This is a genomic window from Microbacterium sp. TWP3-1-2b2, from assembly GCF_049896145.1.
Classification (GTDB): domain Bacteria; phylum Actinomycetota; class Actinomycetes; order Actinomycetales; family Microbacteriaceae; genus Microbacterium.
Genome location: NZ_JAFCTS010000002.1, coordinates 300,684 through 316,793, shown reverse-complemented (window position 1 = coordinate 316,793; position 16,110 = coordinate 300,684). Strand labels below are relative to the sequence as shown.

The following is a 16,110-nucleotide window of genomic DNA, read 5'->3' as shown; positions in this document are numbered from 1 at the left end:
CGGACTGAGTCAGCCCTTGACGGAACCGGCGAGCGCGAAGGACGAGCCGGAGAGTTTCTGGACGATGACGTACAGGACGACCATCGGCGCCGCATAGAGCACCGAGTACGCCGCAAGCTGCCCATAGGCGATCGTTCCGTACTGTCCGAAGAAGTTGAAGATCGATACGGCGGCAGGGAAGCGATCTGAAGTGAACAGGAGCACGAACGGGACGAAGAAGTTCCCCCACGCGCCTGTGAAGACGAAGATGAACACCACGCCGATCCCCGGTCGCATGAGAGGCACCACGATGCGCGCGAGTGCTTGCATCGAACTCGCACCGTCGACCCAGGCCGCCTCCTCGAGCGAGATCGGCACGGAATCCATGAAGTTCTTCAGCATCCAGATGGCCATCGGCAGTGATGTCGCCGACATGAAGACGATGACTCCCCACGTCGAGTTGAGGAGCCCGAAGGACACGAACAGGGAGTAGACCGGTACCATCATGGCCGTGATCGGCAGGCCTGTGCCGAAAAGGATCGCGTACATGAACGGCTTCTGATATCGAGCCGCGTACCGCGAAAGCGGGTAGGCAGCCAGTAGGGAGACGAGGACCGTGATGACCGCGGTGCCGAGCGAGATCAGCACCGAGTTGAGCAGCGGCAGCCACGTGAGCTCCCAGGTCATGACGCCCGTGTAGTTGTCGAGTGTCCACGACTCAGGAACCCGCATCGAGACGGTGGCGTTCGCATCGAACGACGCGAACACGACCCACAGGAGTGGCACGAGGAAGAGTACGCCGATGACGCTCAGGATGACGGATGCTGTCACGGTGTGAGCGCGTCTGCGCGGAGCTGACACGCTCAGCGACTTCCGTCCTGCGGTGACGAGCGTGCGCGTCTCGGTCATGGTCTGCGAGGCCATTTCAATCCACCTCCGGCTTGAGAACACGAATGTAGATGATGGAGAACACCGCACCGATCAGGAGGGTCACAGTAGCGATCGCTGTGCCGTACCCGACCTGTGCGAATTTGAAGGCCTCCTGGTAGGCGAGCACGGGCAGCGTCGCGGATGCCGTGCCCGGCCCGCCGCCGGTCATGACCCAGATGAGGGTGAACACGCCGAGCGTCTGGAGCGTGGTCAGGAGCAGATTCGTGGAGATCGAACGCCGGATCACTGGCAAGGTCACCAGGATGAATCGCTGCCAGGCCGACGCGCCGTCGATGGTCGCCGCCTCGATGAGGTCGGGCGGCACCTCGGCGAGGGCCGCGTTGTACACCAGCATCGAAAAGGCCGTCCCTCGCCAGATGTTCGCGACGATGACCGACAGCATCGGGAGATAGTAGAGCCATGCCGTCTGCTCGACGCCGAACCAACCGAGGACCGAGTTGAGCGTGCCGTCCTTGGCGAAGAAGGCGTAGAGCGCGAAGGCCGCCACGATCTCGGGGAGCACCCAGGCGAGCACGACGATCCCGCTGACGATGGACCGCACAGGCTTCGACGAGCTGCGCATGAGCACGGCCAGCAGCATCCCGAGCACGTTCTGGCCGACGACGGCGGATGCCAGCACGAAGACGACCGTGAGGACGAGGGAGTTCCAGAACTCGGCCGAGCCCAGCAGCTCGACGTAATTATCGAAACCGACGAACTGCGGGTTCGCCGCGCGCGGGCCTGTGAGTGCCCGGTCCGTGAACGATCCATAGAGCGAGTACACGATCGGACCGAGCATGAAGGCGGCCAGCAGCAGCACCGACGGAACGAGCGGCAGTATGCGGAAGAGCGCGCGGCTCGGGCTGCGCCCGGGCCGCGCGACGGCGACGGCGGTCATGAGACGATCAGCCCGCCTTGATGTTCTCTTCGCCGACGATTCCGATCAGCGCTTCGTCGTACACCCGCTGTGCGTCCTTCGTCGACGACTGCCCGGTGATCACGGACTCGGTGGCCACAGGGATGTTCGACGAGATCTGCGAGTAGTCGGGCGTCGCCGGACGGAAGTGCGTGTACTCGACCAGCGAGGAGAAGAACTCGAAGGAGGGGTTGTAATCGAGATATTCCTGGCTGGAGGCGACATCGGAGCGCACCGCGATCTGTCCTGCCTCCTGGTGGTAGGTGAGCGCGTTCTCAGGCGTCATCGCCTGGGCGATGAAGTCGAAGGCGGCCTGGGGGTCTGCGGCGTTCGCGCCTACGGCGAGCGTCCATCCACCCGACATCGATGTGAAGCCGTCACCGCCGCCGTCCTGGGTCGGCATTGCGGCGAGGCCCATGGTGTCCTCCCACTCCGGCCACGCGTTATCGCCTGCGATCCACCCGCTCGGAAGCCAGGAGCCGTCGATCGCGATCGCCAGCTTGCCCTGCGGGATGAGCTCGTTCTGCACCTTGGATCCCCACCCTGGGTCGAGGGCGTCTGCGGGATCAGGGGCGAGACCCTCTTCGAACGCGGTCTCGTAGAAGCCGAGTGCGTCGAGGAATCCGGCTGAGCCTGTCACCCACTTGTTCGACGAGGAATCCATGAGCTCGTCACCGGTGCCGTACAACAGCATCTCGAAGCCCTGCATCGACGTGGCCTCGCCGAGCGTCTTCGACGCGTAGATGTTGAGCGGCGTGACATCCGGGCTGCTCTCCTTGACCGCGCGTGCCGCTTCCAGGATGTCCTCCCACGACGTGGGCTTCCAGTCCGCAGGCAGGCCGGCGGTCTCGAAGAGGTCCTTGTTGAAGTAGATACCGCGGGTGTCAGTGCCGAGCGAGACCCCGTACGTCTTGCCGTCATCGCCCACGCCGGCCTGCTTGGCACCGTCGTCGTACAGACTCCAGTCGTCCCAATCGGCCAGGTAGTCGTCGATCGGGAGGAGGTAGCCGGCCGCGGCGTCGGAGCGGATCTGGAATGTGTCCTCGTAGATGACGTCCGGCGCCGTATCGGCCGAACCGTTCATGAGGGCGAGCTTCGTGAAGTACTGATCCTGCTCGGCTTCGATCGGCACGAGCTCCACCTTGCGGTCCGGATACTCCTTCTCGTACTCGGCCTTGACCGTCTTCATGAGGTCATCCATGGCCGTGAACGACGAGGTCTTCTGGTACGCGATGCGCAGCGTGTCGTCGCCGCCACCACCAGAGGTGCCGCCCGAGCAGCCGCTCAGGGCGATGGCCAGGCTGCTGACGGCGAGGACACTCAGTCCGGTCAGTGATTTCTTCATCGGAGCTCCTTTGCTCACTCGTGATGCGCAACATCGCGCCCGTGTTATTCAAACATATTTAGATATTCTGTCAACCCTTTCCCGCGCGAGGCGGTGAGCGGTCAGGACGCGCTGATCATCAGACCGGATGTCCGCGCCGTGAACGCGCCGTCCAGCACAAGACATGCCGCTCCCGCTGCGGCGAGATCCGTACCCAACCGCGCCTCGACGAGGCGGAGGGGACGCGTCGTCGCGATCTGCGCGATCGTCGGGAGGACGGCGCGCAGCCTGGGCTCCAGCACCTCGCTGAGCCGGTTCCAGACCGGTCCTCCGATCACGAACGTGCCGGCGTCGAGCACGTTGTTCATCAGTACGATCGCCCGCGCCAGAACTTCGGCAGCATGAGCGCACACTGCCAACGCGCGTGGATCACCGCCCCGCGCGCGGGTGAGGAGATCATCGATGGCTGCGCGCCTCGTCCCCCACGGGATATCGAGCGAGGTGGTCACCCCTGCGTCGAGGAGCAGCTGCTCCGGCGCCACTGTGACCCCGAAGCAGCCACGCTGCCCGCATTGGCACCGAGGGCCACTCGGGTCGACGACGAGATGCGCGATGTCGCCGGCGTTTCCCGTGCGACCTCGGACGGCGTCTCCGTCGATGGCCACGCCGAGGCCCACGCCCGCGCCGTAGTACAAGAGCGCAGCGTCCCTGAGCGCGTGGTCCGCATCCGCCCACAGTTCACCGACCATGGCCGCGACGACATCCTTCTCCACCACGACCGGCAGGCCCGTCGCCTCGGTCAGAAGATCGCGCGCGCGAGTGTGGTGCCAGTGGGGCAGCAACGGCGGCGTCAGCAGCATCCCCGTCGCGTCGTCGATCGGGCCCGGCACCGCTGCGCCGATGCCGAGGACGCGGTCGAAGGGGACATCGGCCGATCTCAGGAGCGCATTCGCGCTGCCGGCGAGTGCCGCGATCAGTTCCGGTGACGAGCTCGCATCGTTGGGCGGCGTCTCCATGTGCGCGACGACGCCTCCCGAGAGATCGACCACGACGAACGTGTCGATCGATGGATCGAGATGGATACCGACGGCGAATCGTGCGCTGCGGTTCAGGCGGAGCAAAGTGCGCGGCTTTCCAGGGCCGGCGACGACGCGCTCGCCCTCGACGATCAGGTCCGCGGCGGTGAGCCGACGCGCGACGTTGCTGAGCGTCTGCGCTGACAGCCCGGTGAGCTCTGCGAGTTCGGTGCGGCTCACTCCTGACGGTGAGCGACGGATCATGTCGAGAACCAGGGTCTGGTTGTACGTCCCGACGGCGGGCATGTTGGATCCGCGTTTCATGGTTCCTCCCGGGCGCGTACTGTCGCTTCCGCAGACACTACCCGTCCGGGGCTTCTGAAGTGGACGCGACGGCGGGAGTCGAACCCGCAACACCCTCAGGTATGAACTGGAGCCCGGGACCACCCGGACCGCCGCGATGGCTTCGACGTTACCCGGCCGTGACTTTTCTGACCAGGGTCCCAACCTGAGATAACGGTATGAGTCAGTGGATGACCACTCGTTTCAGCGGGGCCTTGCGCAGGTGCTCAGCGGCGAGCGGCAGGGGGCGGAGCATCCAGCGCGCGAAGCGCTCGCTCCAGCGCCTCGCGCAGCTCCGCGCGGTGCGGCTCGGGAAAGTCGGTCGTGTACTCGACACCGGCCGGGATCCACAGCAGCCCGTAGAGCGTCTCACGCCAATCCGAACCGCCGATCGGCCACCGGGTATGCGTCTCATCGTCTGCCGACGCGCCCTGCGCCCACACTCCGAAGTGCTGATCCATCTCGTCGAGCGGGAGTGCCATGACGACGTCAGCCTCGACATTCTGGGGCGACCAGGACGATGCGAGCAGTACCCGCTCCGCGATCTCCTCCTCGGAGATGTCACGCGGGTCGAACAGAACGCGAGTGTGCTCGACCGATTCGATCCGATCGACACGGAAGGTCCTCCAGTCCTCCCGGTCGATGTCCCAGCACAGCAGATACCAGTTGCGTCCAGAGGACGAGAGCGCATGGGGTTCAACCCGACGCACACTCTGCGTGCCGTGACGGTCGGTGTACCGCAGTCGCACGCGTTCCCGATCACGCGACGCGAGCGCGAGTTCGCCGAGAACGACCGGCGACACCGCCGGACCCTCCCCCACACGCGAAGGACGAACCGATGCGGCGAGCGCGTTGACGCGCCTGCGCAACGCCGACGGCAGCACCTGTTGAAGTTTCGCGAGGGCGGTCAGCGTGACCTCCGGGCCGCCGACCAGCTGCTGAGTCGCGGCCACTCGCAACCCGATCGCCATGGTGACCGCCTCGTCATCGGTGAGCAGCAACGGCGGCACAGCACTTCCTGCTTCGAGCCGATAGCCGCCGGCCACTCCTGGAGTCGACTCGACGCGGTAGCCGAGCTCTCGCAAGCGGTCGACGTCGCGGCGGACGGTGCGCTCGGTCACGCCCAGCCGCGTCGCCAGTTCGGTTCCCGGCCAGTGCCGGTGCGTCTGCAGCAGATTGAGCAGTGCGAGGGCGCGGGTGGTCGTGTCGGACATGTCCCCAGATTGCCAGGTTTTGCGGACAGGATCTGTCCGCATCATTTTCTACTCTGCATCCATGGCACATGAACCGATCATCGAAACCGAGGGCCTCAGCAAGGTCTTCACCGTCAAGAAGGCGCAGGTCGCAGCGGTCAGCGACCTCACCTTCACCGCCGCTCGCGGCGAGCTCGTCGCCTTCCTCGGCCCGAACGGAGCAGGCAAATCGACGAGCCTGCGGATGCTCACCACCCTCATCCCGCCGACCTCAGGCACTGCCCGCGTCGTCGGACATGACATCCGAAAGGACCCGGCTGAGGTTCGCGCGCGCATCGGCTATGTCGGACAGCTCACCAGCGGCAGCTTCGCCCAACGCGTGCGCGACGAGCTGCTCAGCCAGGGCAAGTTCTATGGCATGAGCAAGCGGGACAGCATCCGTCGTGCGGACGAGCTGATCGAGTCGCTGGATCTCGGCAGCTTCGCAAGCCGCACGGTGCAGCAGCTCAGCGGAGGGCAGAAGCGCCGACTCGATGTCGCGCTCGGCCTGATGCACGCACCTCCGCTGCTCTTCCTCGACGAGCCGTCCACCGGCCTCGACCCGCAGAGCAGGGCGAACCTCTGGGACCACATCCTCGAACTCCGCCGGCAGCATGGCACGACCGTCTTCCTCACCACGCACTACCTCGAAGAAGCCGATCGTTACGCCGAACGGGTGATGATCATGGACAAGGGTCGCATCATCGCCGACGACGAAGCCGTCGCGCTGAAGGCGAACCTGGCCGGCGACGTGCTCACGTTCGGGTTCACCGACCTCGAGCAGGCTTCACGCGCTCGCCCGATCCTCACCGATCTGGCGCGGACGCAGATCAGCGGCGCTGACACGCACCTCTCCCTCACCGCACCGAACGGCGACCGACTGCTGCCTGTGATCGTGCGCGAGCTGGATGCCGCTGGGATCACCGTACTCAACGCGACCGGAGTACCTCCGACACTGGACGACGTCTTCCTCACCCTCACCGGACGCACGCTTCGCGAAGCCGGAGAAGGCGCCGACGCCGAGACGGATGCAGACACCGAGGCGACAGCATCCGTCGCCTCTGACAAGACAGGAGTCCTCTGATGACCACCGACACCCTCGTGCGCTCGAACCTCGCGCGCGACAGCTGGAACGTCTTGACCCGTGAGCTGAAGCCCGTGGTCCGTGACCCGTTCTCTTTGATCTTCAGCCTGCTGCAGCCTCTCGTGTTCCTCGGGCTGTTCGCGCCGCTGCTCATCGGCGGCTCGGGCGAGCCCGCGGGCGAGACTCTGCGCTGGTTCGTCCCCGGCGTGCTCGTCATGCTCGTGTTGTTCGGCACAGGTGCGACCGGATCGAATCTGCAGTACGAGATCAGCACGGGATCGCACGAACGGACACTCGTCGCACCTCTCGCCAGGCCGTCGCTCCTGATCGGCCGCGCGCTGAAGGAGGTCGCGCCGATCGTCGTCCAGGCTCTGATCATCGTCCTCATCGCCTGGCCATTCGGTTTCGTGATCAACCCTCTCGGCCTTCTCATCGGCCTGGCACTTTTGGCCGTGTTCGGGGTTGGCCTCGGTGCGCTCTCCTATTCGCTGGCGCTCGCGTCGAAGAACCGGGAGTGGCTGTTCTGGGGCGTGCAGCAGACGCTGATCTTCCCGCTGCTGATCCTCTCGGGGATGCTGCTCCCGCTCGATGACGGACCGGCATGGATGCGGGCGGTCGCCTCGGTGAACCCGGTGAACTGGGTCGTTCAGGCCGAGCGCGCGCTGCTGTCCGGCGACTTCGCGAATGCGACGGTGGCATGGGGATGGATCTCCGCGCTCGCGGTGGCGATCGTTGGGCTCATCGTCGGCGTGCGGGCGATGCGCCGCAGCAACTGAGGCTCGCGCGTCGGATCGAGCTCTTGCGGCGCCGGCACGGAGCTGGCGCCGCAAGGAGCGAGCTTAGACTGGAGGGATGAAGTTGCCACCCCTCCTCGTCTACTCCGTGCTGCGGCTGCTGGCGTTCCTCGTGCCCCTCGCGGTGATGTGGCTCTTCTTCCCGATCATGCGAGAGCTCTGGTGGCTGACGGCGATCTTCGCCGCGTTGATCGGCATGAGCATCTCGATCCTGTTCCTTCGCAAGCCCCTCTCAGGGGCGTCGTCCGAGATCTACCAGCGTCGCGAAGCCCGCTCGACGCCCGGCAGGCAGAGCTCTGCCGCGCAGGATGCCGACGCCGAGGATGCTGCGCTCGACGACGCTGCGGACGGCTCATCCGGCACTGCGTCGAGCAACGCCACGACGCAGGACTGACCGCTCAGCCCACGAACGCCCAGTAGAGCGCACCGGCGTATGCGAGCGCGGTGAGCGACGTGAGACCGAGCGCCACGACGAGTTCACGCGACTGGCGGTACGACCAGACGATGATGATCGAGGGGATGCCGGCGAGCAGGGCCATCAGCGAGAGCCACGCGATCGGGTAGAGCAGCGCGAGGAAGCCGGCGATCAGGAACGGCACGACCATGAACACCGTGTAGACGATCTTCGTCGCACGACGCCCGATCAGCACGGTGAGAGTGCGCTTTCCGACCTGGCGATCCTGGTCGATGTCGCGCAGATTGTTGGCGAGCAGCACGGCGCACGCGAAGAGTCCCGCTGCGACGGCGCCCAGCCATGCCTCCTGCGGCAACCGGAACGCCTGCACCCATGTGGTGCCGAGCGTGGCCACGAGCCCGAAGAACACGAACACGAACACTTCACCGAGTCCGAAGTATCCGTACGGCCGCTTGCCGCCCGTGTAGAACCAGGCCGCGACGAGACAGACCGCCCCGACCGCCAGCATCCACCATTGGCCGGTTCGGATGACGATCGCGAGGCCGACGAGGGCCGCGAGCGCGAAGAACGCCAGCCCGATGATCAGCACCGTGCGCGGACGCACGCGGCCGGACGCGGTCAGACGCGCGGGCCCGACGCGATGGTCGTCGGTGCCGCGGATGCCGTCGCTGTAGTCGTTCGCGAAGTTCACCCCGATCTGGATGAGGACGGCGACCGCGAGACAGGCGAGCGCGATGACCCAGTGCAGCTCGCGATCGACGAGCTGTGCAGCGCCGGTACCGATCACGACGGGGGCGACGGCGAGCGGCAGCGTGCGAAGACGTGCGGCGCCGATCCAGTCGCGGGCGGTGATCGGCGGCGCCTCGACGATCGGTCGCTTTGCCGGGTTGCCACTGGTGCGCACCGGCCTCCGCTTGGGTGCCGACGTCTTGCGCTTCGAGGATGCTGCCACGGAGGGAATCTTAGCCGCCGCGCTGATGCGCCTACTGCTGCGGGTTGTTGTCCTTGCCGTCGAGCCAGAGCGTGTCGACGGCATCCGCATGCGTGCCGTCGGTGCCGACGTGCTTGGTGCTGATCTGCGGCCCCTTCGTGATCACGTGCACGAGCGCCATGCCGTGGCCACGCCCGAGATCGTAATCGGCCTTCAGCCACTCAAGGATCGGTGTCGCCTTGGTGGTCTCATCGAACCCCTTCTCGCGTGCGAGATCGACGAGCTGGCGCGGTGTGAGTCCTGTCTTGATCTCGATCGTGTCGAGGTAGGCCTGAAATGACATCTGGTTTCTCCTTGGTGAGCGATCAGTCGAGGAAGGTCTGGATGATTGTCGGGGAAGAGTGGATGCCGAGGATGCGGAGCACCCCGTCGCCGACATTGGTGAAACGGTGCGGTACGCGCGCGGGACCGGTGGCGGTGTCGCCCGCTCCTGCCACGAAGGTCTCCTCACCGACGGTGATGCGCGCGGTGCCTTCCAGCACCACCCAGGTTTCAGAATAGGGATGCCAATGCAGACCGGGCCCCTCGCCCGGCTGGTTCTCGACGAAGAAGTACGAGATGTCCGCACCGTGCTCTGCACCCACGAACCGGCGCGAGCGGCCGGTTCCGATGCGGATGTCTCCGGCTGCGACGATGCCTTCCAGGATTGATGCGTTGTCCATGCGTCCAGTCTCGACAGCGTCGCCGCACGGCCCTAGAGTTTCGATGTGAATCGAAACATCAGGATCGATCATCCGGTCGAGGGTGTGGAGCACCCCGAGCATCGGGTCGATTTCGAGCTGAGTCCCGGCGACATCCAGGCTGTTCGATTCGGCATCTCACCCGGTCACGAGCTCGCGCACGCCGTGCGCGTGCTGCTTCGTCCGCAACAGCATCCGTTGCAGTGGGGCTGGCTGCGAGAAGTGCGAGAGCGGCTCCCCCGCGACGGCTTCGAGCTGCTCACCGCCGTCATAGCTGAAGACGGCTACCTCCCGGACTTCCTGACCGCGACGGCGAGCTGGGACATGACACCGGACGCCGAGCTCGACGCGCTGCGGTCGGCACCGCTGGAGCCGATGCGGGTCGACTTGGGGAAGATGGTGCTGCGCTCGACGGGCTCGCGTCAGCGCGCGCTGCGCGAGATGCAGCAGCGCCCCACGCGAGCGCGGGCGATGATCGCCGACGCCTGGGAGGAGGTGTGGGAGGCCGCGGTCGCACCGGTGTGGCCGCAGCTCGATCGCCTGCTGCGCGCCGACATCGCGGTGCGTGCGCGCACGATCGCATCCTCGGGGATCTCCGGGATGGCCGACCAGCTGCACCCCAACGTCAGCTGGGGCCCAGGAGCCGTGCGCGTGCGGCTGCGCAAGCACAGCGAGCAGGTGGACTGCCGCGGAAGCGGACTCGTGCTCGTCCCCTCGGTGATGTCGTCGTGGGGATGCATGGTGCTCACCGAGCCACCCGCGCAGCCGACTCTGTTCTACCCCGCGCGCGGTGTCACGGCGGGCTGGGCGCGGAGCACGGCCGAAATCGCGGACGCGCTCGCAGCACTGCTCGGACCCGCGCGAGCAGAGATCCTGCTCGGGGCGAGCGCCGCGCGCACCACCTCGCAGGCCGCCAGGGATGCCGGGATCGCCGTGTCGACGGCATCGCATCATCTGACTGTTCTCCGCGCCGCCGGCCTCATCGCGAGTGAGCGCGAAGGCGCACGGATGCTGCATCTGCGCACTCCGCTCGGGGAGGCGATGGTCGGAGCGGTGCTCTGATCAGTCCGCGGCCCCCACCGCGATGGGGCGGTTCTCGTAGTAGGTCTGCAGCACGACGGTGGTGTGGGTGCGCACGTTCGCCGCCAGGCGCACCTCGTTCACCAGTTGCTCCAGCGCGCGCGGCGATGCCACCCTCACGAACAACATGTAGCTCGCATCACCGGCGATCGAGTGGCACGCCTCGATCTCCGGGAACGGCTCGAGCAGCTCCGGCGCATTGTCCGGCTGACCGGGGTCGAGCGGGGTGATCTCGATGAAGGCCGACAACGGCTTGCCCAGCGCTTCCGCATCGAGGATCGGGCGGTATCCGCGGATGACATCGCGCGATTCCAGGCGGCGCAGCCTCGACTGCACGGCCGAACTCGACAACCCGACCGCCTCCGACAGCTGAGCCAGGGTCGCTCGTGCATCGCGAGAGATCTCAGTGATGATCTGACGGTCGACAGCATCCTCCATGGTGGAATAATATCGGAGAACAACGGCTTCTGCCGGAAAGTTTCCTTCAAGCTGATGATCGGAGGTCCCGATGTCCACCACTCCCACCCAGATCAACGCCATCATCGGCGAGCCCGAGGTCGTCGAGGACGCATCGATCGCAGAGACCTCCACGGCCTGGATCCAGCTGAAGAACGCCGCACTCGCGCTGCGCGAGATGCAGATCAAGGACGGGTCGATCCCCTCCGCTGAGCATCACGCCGCAGCGCGCGAGCACGTCTCCGCCATCGTCGCGGCCATCCGTGCCCTCTCGCCTGCTTTCCCCCACGACGCGGAGTACCTCGCAGCATCCATCGAGGACTTCGAGCGCTGGGCCGCAAGCGACTTCGGCGTACCCGATTTCCTCGATTCGCTCGTCGCATTCCAGCCTCAGCGAGATCGCGTCGACGGCATCCGTCACCTCGTCATCTTCCCGATGTACACCCAGAACGGTTCGCCGGACCGGCTCGTCGAGGCGCTGATCGTCGAGGCCATCTGGCCGGAGTTCATCGCCGAGCTGGAAGCGGGCGATTACGGCAACAAGCTGTTCGTGTCGCTGCGTCTGATCGACTTCACGCCCGGGTACGACACGAACTCGGCCGTACTCTTCCCCGAGACCGTCGCGATGCGGGAGATCCCCACATTCACGTGGGGCGCGATCTTCCAGGACCGCGAGGCGGCCCGTTACCGGCGTGTGGTGCGCGCGGCATCCGAGATCACGAAGCTCGATCTGCCCGAACGTGCCGCACGGATGCTGGATGACCACGAACTCACCGAGCAGACGTTCGTGATGTGGGACATCATCCACGACCGCACGCACATGCGCGGCGACCTGCCCTTCGATCCGTTCATGATCAAGCAACGGATGCCGTACTTCCTCTATTCGCTGGAAGAGCTGCGTTGCGACCTGACGGCCTTCCGCGAGTCGGTGGCGATCGAGAAGCGGCTCGCCGTTCGCGACGACCTGACCGCCACCGAGCAGCAGATGCTCGAGCACGCCGGTCTCGTGCAGTACGCAGTGATCTTCGACCGGATCTTCCGGTTCGCGATCACCGGTTCACGCGCACGCAACTACGACGGTCTCGGTGGACAGCTGCTGTTCGCCTGGCTGCACCAGCGCGGCGTGCTGCACTGGACCGACACGCAGCTCGCATTCGACTGGGACGAGGTTCCGGATGCCGTGATCGCCCTCGGTGCCGCGATCGACGACTTGTACTGGCGCTCGATCGACCGGCCGAAGACTGCACATTGGCTCGCCGCGTACGACCTGGTGCGCAGCGTGCTGACGCCGAACCCCGCGTCGAACTGGGCTCGCGGACTGTCGGATGAGGTGCTGGCCGGGCCGCCGAAGGGTTTCACCGACAAGGTGCTGGACGACGAGTTCCCCCTGTCGATGTTCTTCGAGGCTCTGGAGAAGAAGATGCGGCCCGTGATCGAGTCGACTGCGGGGATCCGAGCCTCTGATGCCTGACCTGCGCGTGCACGTTCTTCGGAGAAGTGCAGCTCCTTCGGACGCTTCGGCGCAATTCCTCCGAGATAGGTGCATTTCTCCGAAGTTCGCGCTCGGGGGTGAGCGATGACTGCCGAAGGACGCGTGGTCGTGCTTGCCGGCGCGACCAGCGCGGCCGGGCTCGCGGTTGCGCAGGCGTTGATCGGCGCTGGAGCGCGGGTGGTCGCGACGGGACGATCGGAGGATCGCCTCGCTGAGTTGGCGGATGCCGGGGCTGAAGTCGCCGTGACCGATGCGACCTCGCTCCAGGACATGTCAGTACTCGCCGAGCGGCTCGAGAGCGTCGACGGCGTCATCTCCCTGGTGGGCGGCTGGCGCGGCGGCGGGGGTCTCGCCGGCCAGACCGACGAGGACTTCGATGCGCTGCTGCCGGCTCTCCAGGCCGTGCGGGCGACCAGTCGTGCCTTCGACGCCGCCCTGCAGGCGTCGGATGCCGGGCGCTTCGCCATCGTGTCGTCCACTGCGGTGGCCCGACCTCTTGCGGGCGGCGCGAACTACGCTGCGGTGAAGACCGCGAGTGAGAGCTGGGCGCGCGCCGTGGCGCACGGATTCGCGAAGTCTGCGCGGGATGCCGGCGAGCCGTTGCGTGCAGCATCCGTCATCTTCCGCGCCAAAGCCCTCGATCCGCAGTCGCTCGCCGACGCTGTGTCGGAACTGTGGGACGCGGATGCCGAGTCACTCAACGACCGGGTGATCGAACTCTAGGAGTGCCGGTCAGGAACCTCTGGTGGCATCCCGCGTACAGGCGGCGGCGCTTCGAACACGGGTGAGCCTTCGGCATCCACAGCCACGCCGGCCTCTCCGTCCGCGGCGCCCCCACCCCCGACCGGCTGAGCCGGCGCATGCGCGTACAGCTCGGTCAGCTTGCGGTAGGAGCGGGTGAGGAATGCGAGTAGCGCCGCGACGACCATGATGAGCCCGGCGAACAGGCAGATCAGGGCGATGCCACGCGCTTCGCCCTCGCCCAGCAGCCACCCCCACCGCTGCTGACCGGCAGGTGTGTCCATGTACGGGATGATCACGAACTCGGCGATCGGCGCGATGAGGAATGCTGTGACAGGGGCTGCCGCCGCCTCCATCGCCGCTGCGACGCCGAACACCCGGCCCTGACGCTGGAACGGCACCACCTTCTGGATGATCGTCTGCTCCGACGCCTCGACCAGAGGGATCAGCATCATGTAGAGCCAGATTCCGGCCGCATACAGCGGCCACCACTCGCGGAGCATGAAGACCGCGCCCAGCAGTCCCATCACGATCACGGCGAGCAGCAGCGTGCGCATCGGCCGCTTGCCGAGGCCGAACTTCGCGATGAGCGCGCCACCGATGAGGAATCCGGTGGAGGTGACACCCAGCACGATGCCCCACATCTCGACCGAGAACAGCGTCAGACCGTACGGATCCATCAGGGCCATGTACACGCCGCCGATGAGGTTGTTGAACGTGGAGAAGATGATGAGGGCGAACAATCCCGGTGCGAGACGGATCGCCTTCACGCTGCCGCGGAAGTCGAGCGCGCTCGAGGAGTCCGGGTCGGGTTCCGGTGTTCCCTCGGGGATGCGCACGAAGAGCAGATGGACGAAGCTGACGCCCATCGCGACGATCGCGATCACCAGCGTGCCGCCCATCCCGAGGAATCCGATCGAGAGGCCGGAGAACACGCTCGTCACCATGAACGCGATGCCCTGCACGGTGCCGACCAGGCCGTTCGCGTTCGCGCGCTTGTCCTCTTCGACCAGAAGCGTCACCGTCGTCGAGAGTGCGATGTTGCGCAGCTGCTCGATCACGCCGCCGAACAGGATGATGCCGGAGAACAGCCAGAACCAGGGCCCGCCGAGATCGAGGAGCGACGCCTCGGGCTGCCACAGATAGAGCACACCTGCTGCCGCGAACGCCGCGGCCGACACCACGCTGGACAGCAGCATGACCGAGTGTTTGCGGTGGCGGTCGACGATCGTGCCGAACACCATCGCGAAGAACGCGACGAACAGCATGTAGGCACCGCCGATGATGCCGGTGGCCAGCACCGACTGCGTCTCGATGTACACCCAGAACGTCAGGGCGAACCAGAGGAAGCTCGTCGTGACGTTCGCGATGAGAGTGTTGACGAGGACGTTAGCGAAGGCCGTCCTTGCGGCAGTGCGCTTCATGGAACACAGCGTATGCTTCACCGCCGACATCCGACATAGGCTGGTGCAGTGAGCACACTGCATGACCCCGCGATCCGGGGATTCGCGTCGGACAACTACTCCGGCATCCACCCCGAGATCCTCGCGGCGATCGCCGCGGCGAATGACGGCCACCAGATCGCCTACGGCGAAGATGCGTACAGCGAGCGTCTGCAGGAGGTCTTCCGCGGCCACCTCGGCGAGGGCATCGAAGCATTCCCTGTTTTCAACGGCACCGGAGCGAACGTCGTCGGCCTGCAGTCGATGCTTCCCCGTTGGGGTGCCGTGATCACGGCATCCACCGCCCACATCAACGTCGACGAGGGTGGCGCGCCGGAGCGGATCGGCGGCATGAAGCTGCTCACCGTGCCCACCGACGACGGCAAACTCACCCCCGAACTCGTGGACCGCGAGGCCTGGGGCTGGGGCGATGAGCACCGCGCGCAGCCGCTGGTCGTATCGATCACGCAGTCCACTGAGCTCGGCACGCTCTACACGGCTTCTGAGATCCGCGCCCTCGCCGACCACGCGCACGGCCACGGCATGCGCCTGCACATGGACGGCGCACGCATCTCCAATGCCGCTGCGGCTCTCGACATGCCACTGCGCGCGTTCACCCGCGATGCGGGCGTCGATGTGCTGAGCTTCGGCGGCACCAAGAACGGCGCGATGCTCGGCGAGGCCATCGTGGTTCTGAACCCCGAGGCATCCTCAGGTCTGATCTTCGGCCGCAAGTACAACATGCAGCTCTCGTCGAAGATGCGTTTCGTCTCTGCGCAGCTCATCGCGCTGCTCGAGGGCGACCTCTGGCTGCGCAATGCCCGTCACTCCAATGCGATGGCCGCACGGCTGCGCTCCGGCATCGAAGCGGGGCTGGATGCCGGAGCGATCAGCGGTGTCGAGTTCACGCAGCAGACCCAGTCGAACGGCGTCTTCGCGACGCTGCCGGATGGCGTCGCCGACCGACTACGCGAGTCGTTCCGCTTCTACGACTGGGATGCTGCGCGCAACGAGGTGCGCTGGATGTGCAGTTTCGACACGCAGGAGGCCGATGTGGATGCGTTCGTCACCGAGCTCGGCCGTCTGACCACGCAGCACGGCTGAACACGAAGGCGGTGGGGCCCCCAAACCCGGGGCCCCCCCCACGACCCTAAACGGCGGGAAAAACCCCCGCGGGAGCCCCCAGTGAAACAAGA

The 16,110-nt window shown here is 66.1% G+C and carries 17 protein-coding genes and 1 tRNA gene; 7 read left to right on the top strand and 11 right to left on the bottom strand.

The features are described 5' to 3' along the window. Positions 1-9: 9 nt before the first annotated feature. The 6 genes from ACP7AR_RS16955 to ACP7AR_RS16930 all read right to left on the bottom strand — a co-directional run bounded on the left by ACP7AR_RS16955 (position 10) and on the right by ACP7AR_RS16930 (position 5,721). The gene (locus tag ACP7AR_RS16955; protein WP_426188385.1) at positions 10-903 is read right to left on the bottom strand and encodes a carbohydrate ABC transporter permease; all 894 of its coding nucleotides are present in this window, start codon (positions 901-903) and stop codon (positions 10-12) included. A 1-nt stretch (position 904) separates the two neighbouring features. Beyond that, positions 905-1,807, bottom strand: coding sequence for a carbohydrate ABC transporter permease (locus ACP7AR_RS16950; protein WP_426188383.1), 903 nt, complete (start codon positions 1,805-1,807; stop codon positions 905-907). 7 nt (positions 1,808-1,814) lie between these two features. After that, complete coding sequence (locus ACP7AR_RS16945) at positions 1,815-3,170, bottom strand: extracellular solute-binding protein (RefSeq protein ID WP_426188381.1); 1,356 nt, start codon at positions 3,168-3,170, stop codon at positions 1,815-1,817. 101 nt (positions 3,171-3,271) lie between these two features. Continuing rightward, positions 3,272-4,471, bottom strand: a complete 1,200-nt coding sequence (locus ACP7AR_RS16940; RefSeq protein ID WP_426188379.1) for an ROK family transcriptional regulator — start codon at positions 4,469-4,471, stop codon at positions 3,272-3,274. Between the two features lie 78 nt (positions 4,472-4,549). After that, positions 4,550-4,625: transfer RNA gene (locus ACP7AR_RS16935), tRNA-Met, on the bottom strand. 109 nt (positions 4,626-4,734) lie between these two features. Beyond that, the gene (locus ACP7AR_RS16930; RefSeq protein ID WP_426188377.1) at positions 4,735-5,721 is read right to left on the bottom strand and encodes a helix-turn-helix transcriptional regulator; all 987 of its coding nucleotides are present in this window, start codon (positions 5,719-5,721) and stop codon (positions 4,735-4,737) included. Positions 5,722-5,782: 61 nt separating this feature from the next. Here ACP7AR_RS16930 and ACP7AR_RS16925 point away from each other — a divergent pair, with 61 nt between their 5' ends. From ACP7AR_RS16925 to ACP7AR_RS16915, 3 genes are all read left to right on the top strand, one after another. Then, positions 5,783-6,823: an ATP-binding cassette domain-containing protein gene (locus ACP7AR_RS16925; protein WP_426188375.1), complete on the top strand. Its 1,041-nt coding sequence runs from the start codon at positions 5,783-5,785 to the stop codon at positions 6,821-6,823. Then, positions 6,823-7,599 (top strand): ABC transporter permease, encoded by a 777-nt coding sequence (locus ACP7AR_RS16920; protein ID WP_426188373.1) that lies wholly within the window; start codon positions 6,823-6,825, stop codon positions 7,597-7,599. The genes ACP7AR_RS16925 and ACP7AR_RS16920 overlap by 1 nt, the downstream gene beginning before the upstream one ends. Positions 7,600-7,675: 76 nt before the next feature. Next, entirely contained in the window at positions 7,676-8,011 is a 336-nt protein-coding gene (locus ACP7AR_RS16915) for a DUF4229 domain-containing protein (protein ID WP_426188371.1), read from the top strand. Between the two features lie 4 nt (positions 8,012-8,015). Here the strand turns inward: ACP7AR_RS16915 and ACP7AR_RS16910 are convergent, their stop codons facing one another. From ACP7AR_RS16910 to ACP7AR_RS16900, 3 genes are read right to left on the bottom strand one after another with little or no spacing between them, the layout of a single operon-like run. Next, entirely contained in the window at positions 8,016-8,984 is a 969-nt protein-coding gene (locus ACP7AR_RS16910; RefSeq protein ID WP_426188369.1) for a 1,4-dihydroxy-2-naphthoate polyprenyltransferase, read from the bottom strand. Between the two features lie 31 nt (positions 8,985-9,015). Further along, the gene (locus ACP7AR_RS16905) at positions 9,016-9,306 is read right to left on the bottom strand and encodes a DUF4287 domain-containing protein (protein WP_426188367.1); all 291 of its coding nucleotides are present in this window, start codon (positions 9,304-9,306) and stop codon (positions 9,016-9,018) included. A 22-nt stretch (positions 9,307-9,328) separates the two neighbouring features. Next, the gene (locus tag ACP7AR_RS16900; protein ID WP_426188365.1) at positions 9,329-9,685 is read right to left on the bottom strand and encodes a cupin domain-containing protein; all 357 of its coding nucleotides are present in this window, start codon (positions 9,683-9,685) and stop codon (positions 9,329-9,331) included. 45 nt (positions 9,686-9,730) lie between these two features. Here ACP7AR_RS16900 and ACP7AR_RS16895 point away from each other — a divergent pair, with 45 nt between their 5' ends. Then, positions 9,731-10,765, top strand: coding sequence for a DUF5937 family protein (locus ACP7AR_RS16895; protein WP_426188363.1), 1,035 nt, complete (start codon positions 9,731-9,733; stop codon positions 10,763-10,765). Here ACP7AR_RS16895 and ACP7AR_RS16890 read toward each other — a convergent pair whose 3' ends face one another. Next, positions 10,766-11,221 (bottom strand): Lrp/AsnC family transcriptional regulator, encoded by a 456-nt coding sequence (locus tag ACP7AR_RS16890; RefSeq protein WP_426188361.1) that lies wholly within the window; start codon positions 11,219-11,221, stop codon positions 10,766-10,768. 70 nt (positions 11,222-11,291) lie between these two features. Here ACP7AR_RS16890 and ACP7AR_RS16885 point away from each other — a divergent pair, with 70 nt between their 5' ends. Continuing rightward, complete coding sequence (locus tag ACP7AR_RS16885; RefSeq protein ID WP_426188359.1) at positions 11,292-12,710, top strand: DUF6421 family protein; 1,419 nt, start codon at positions 11,292-11,294, stop codon at positions 12,708-12,710. Between the two features lie 105 nt (positions 12,711-12,815). Next, the gene (locus ACP7AR_RS16880) at positions 12,816-13,454 is read left to right on the top strand and encodes an SDR family oxidoreductase (RefSeq protein ID WP_426188357.1); all 639 of its coding nucleotides are present in this window, start codon (positions 12,816-12,818) and stop codon (positions 13,452-13,454) included. Here the strand turns inward: ACP7AR_RS16880 and ACP7AR_RS16875 are convergent. Beyond that, positions 13,451-14,896, bottom strand: coding sequence for an MFS transporter (locus ACP7AR_RS16875; RefSeq protein ID WP_426188355.1), 1,446 nt, complete (start codon positions 14,894-14,896; stop codon positions 13,451-13,453). The two genes, ACP7AR_RS16880 and ACP7AR_RS16875, sit on opposite strands and share 4 nt — an antisense overlap. A gap of 48 nt (positions 14,897-14,944) precedes the next feature. Here ACP7AR_RS16875 and ACP7AR_RS16870 point away from each other — a divergent pair, with 48 nt between their 5' ends. Further along, on the top strand, positions 14,945-16,018 hold the full coding sequence (locus tag ACP7AR_RS16870; RefSeq protein ID WP_426188353.1) for a threonine aldolase family protein: 1,074 nt from the start codon (positions 14,945-14,947) through the stop codon (positions 16,016-16,018). The last annotated feature ends 92 nt before the right edge of the window (positions 16,019-16,110 follow it).

What these genes read in the sequence shown, in the direction of transcription:
- ACP7AR_RS16955 (WP_426188385.1), bottom strand. Translation starts at nt 903, where the DNA reads ATGGCCTCGCAGACCATGACCGAGACGCGCACGCTCGTCACCGCAGGA.
- ACP7AR_RS16950 (WP_426188383.1), bottom strand. Translation starts at nt 1,807, where the DNA reads ATGACCGCCGTCGCCGTCGCGCGGCCCGGGCGCAGCCCGAGCCGCGCG.
- ACP7AR_RS16945 (WP_426188381.1), bottom strand. Translation starts at nt 3,170, where the DNA reads ATGAAGAAATCACTGACCGGACTGAGTGTCCTCGCCGTCAGCAGCCTG.
- ACP7AR_RS16940 (WP_426188379.1), bottom strand. Translation starts at nt 4,471, where the DNA reads ATGCCCGCCGTCGGGACGTACAACCAGACCCTGGTTCTCGACATGATC.
- ACP7AR_RS16930 (WP_426188377.1), bottom strand. Translation starts at nt 5,721, where the DNA reads ATGTCCGACACGACCACCCGCGCCCTCGCACTGCTCAATCTGCTGCAG.
- ACP7AR_RS16925 (WP_426188375.1), top strand. Translation starts at nt 5,783, where the DNA reads ATGGCACATGAACCGATCATCGAAACCGAGGGCCTCAGCAAGGTCTTC.
- ACP7AR_RS16920 (WP_426188373.1), top strand. Translation starts at nt 6,823, where the DNA reads ATGACCACCGACACCCTCGTGCGCTCGAACCTCGCGCGCGACAGCTGG.
- ACP7AR_RS16915 (WP_426188371.1), top strand. Translation starts at nt 7,676, where the DNA reads ATGAAGTTGCCACCCCTCCTCGTCTACTCCGTGCTGCGGCTGCTGGCG.
- ACP7AR_RS16905 (WP_426188367.1), bottom strand. Translation starts at nt 9,306, where the DNA reads ATGTCATTTCAGGCCTACCTCGACACGATCGAGATCAAGACAGGACTC.
- ACP7AR_RS16900 (WP_426188365.1), bottom strand. Translation starts at nt 9,685, where the DNA reads ATGGACAACGCATCAATCCTGGAAGGCATCGTCGCAGCCGGAGACATC.
- ACP7AR_RS16890 (WP_426188361.1), bottom strand. Translation starts at nt 11,221, where the DNA reads ATGGAGGATGCTGTCGACCGTCAGATCATCACTGAGATCTCTCGCGAT.
- ACP7AR_RS16885 (WP_426188359.1), top strand. Translation starts at nt 11,292, where the DNA reads ATGTCCACCACTCCCACCCAGATCAACGCCATCATCGGCGAGCCCGAG.
- ACP7AR_RS16880 (WP_426188357.1), top strand. Translation starts at nt 12,816, where the DNA reads ATGACTGCCGAAGGACGCGTGGTCGTGCTTGCCGGCGCGACCAGCGCG.
- ACP7AR_RS16875 (WP_426188355.1), bottom strand. Translation starts at nt 14,896, where the DNA reads ATGAAGCGCACTGCCGCAAGGACGGCCTTCGCTAACGTCCTCGTCAAC.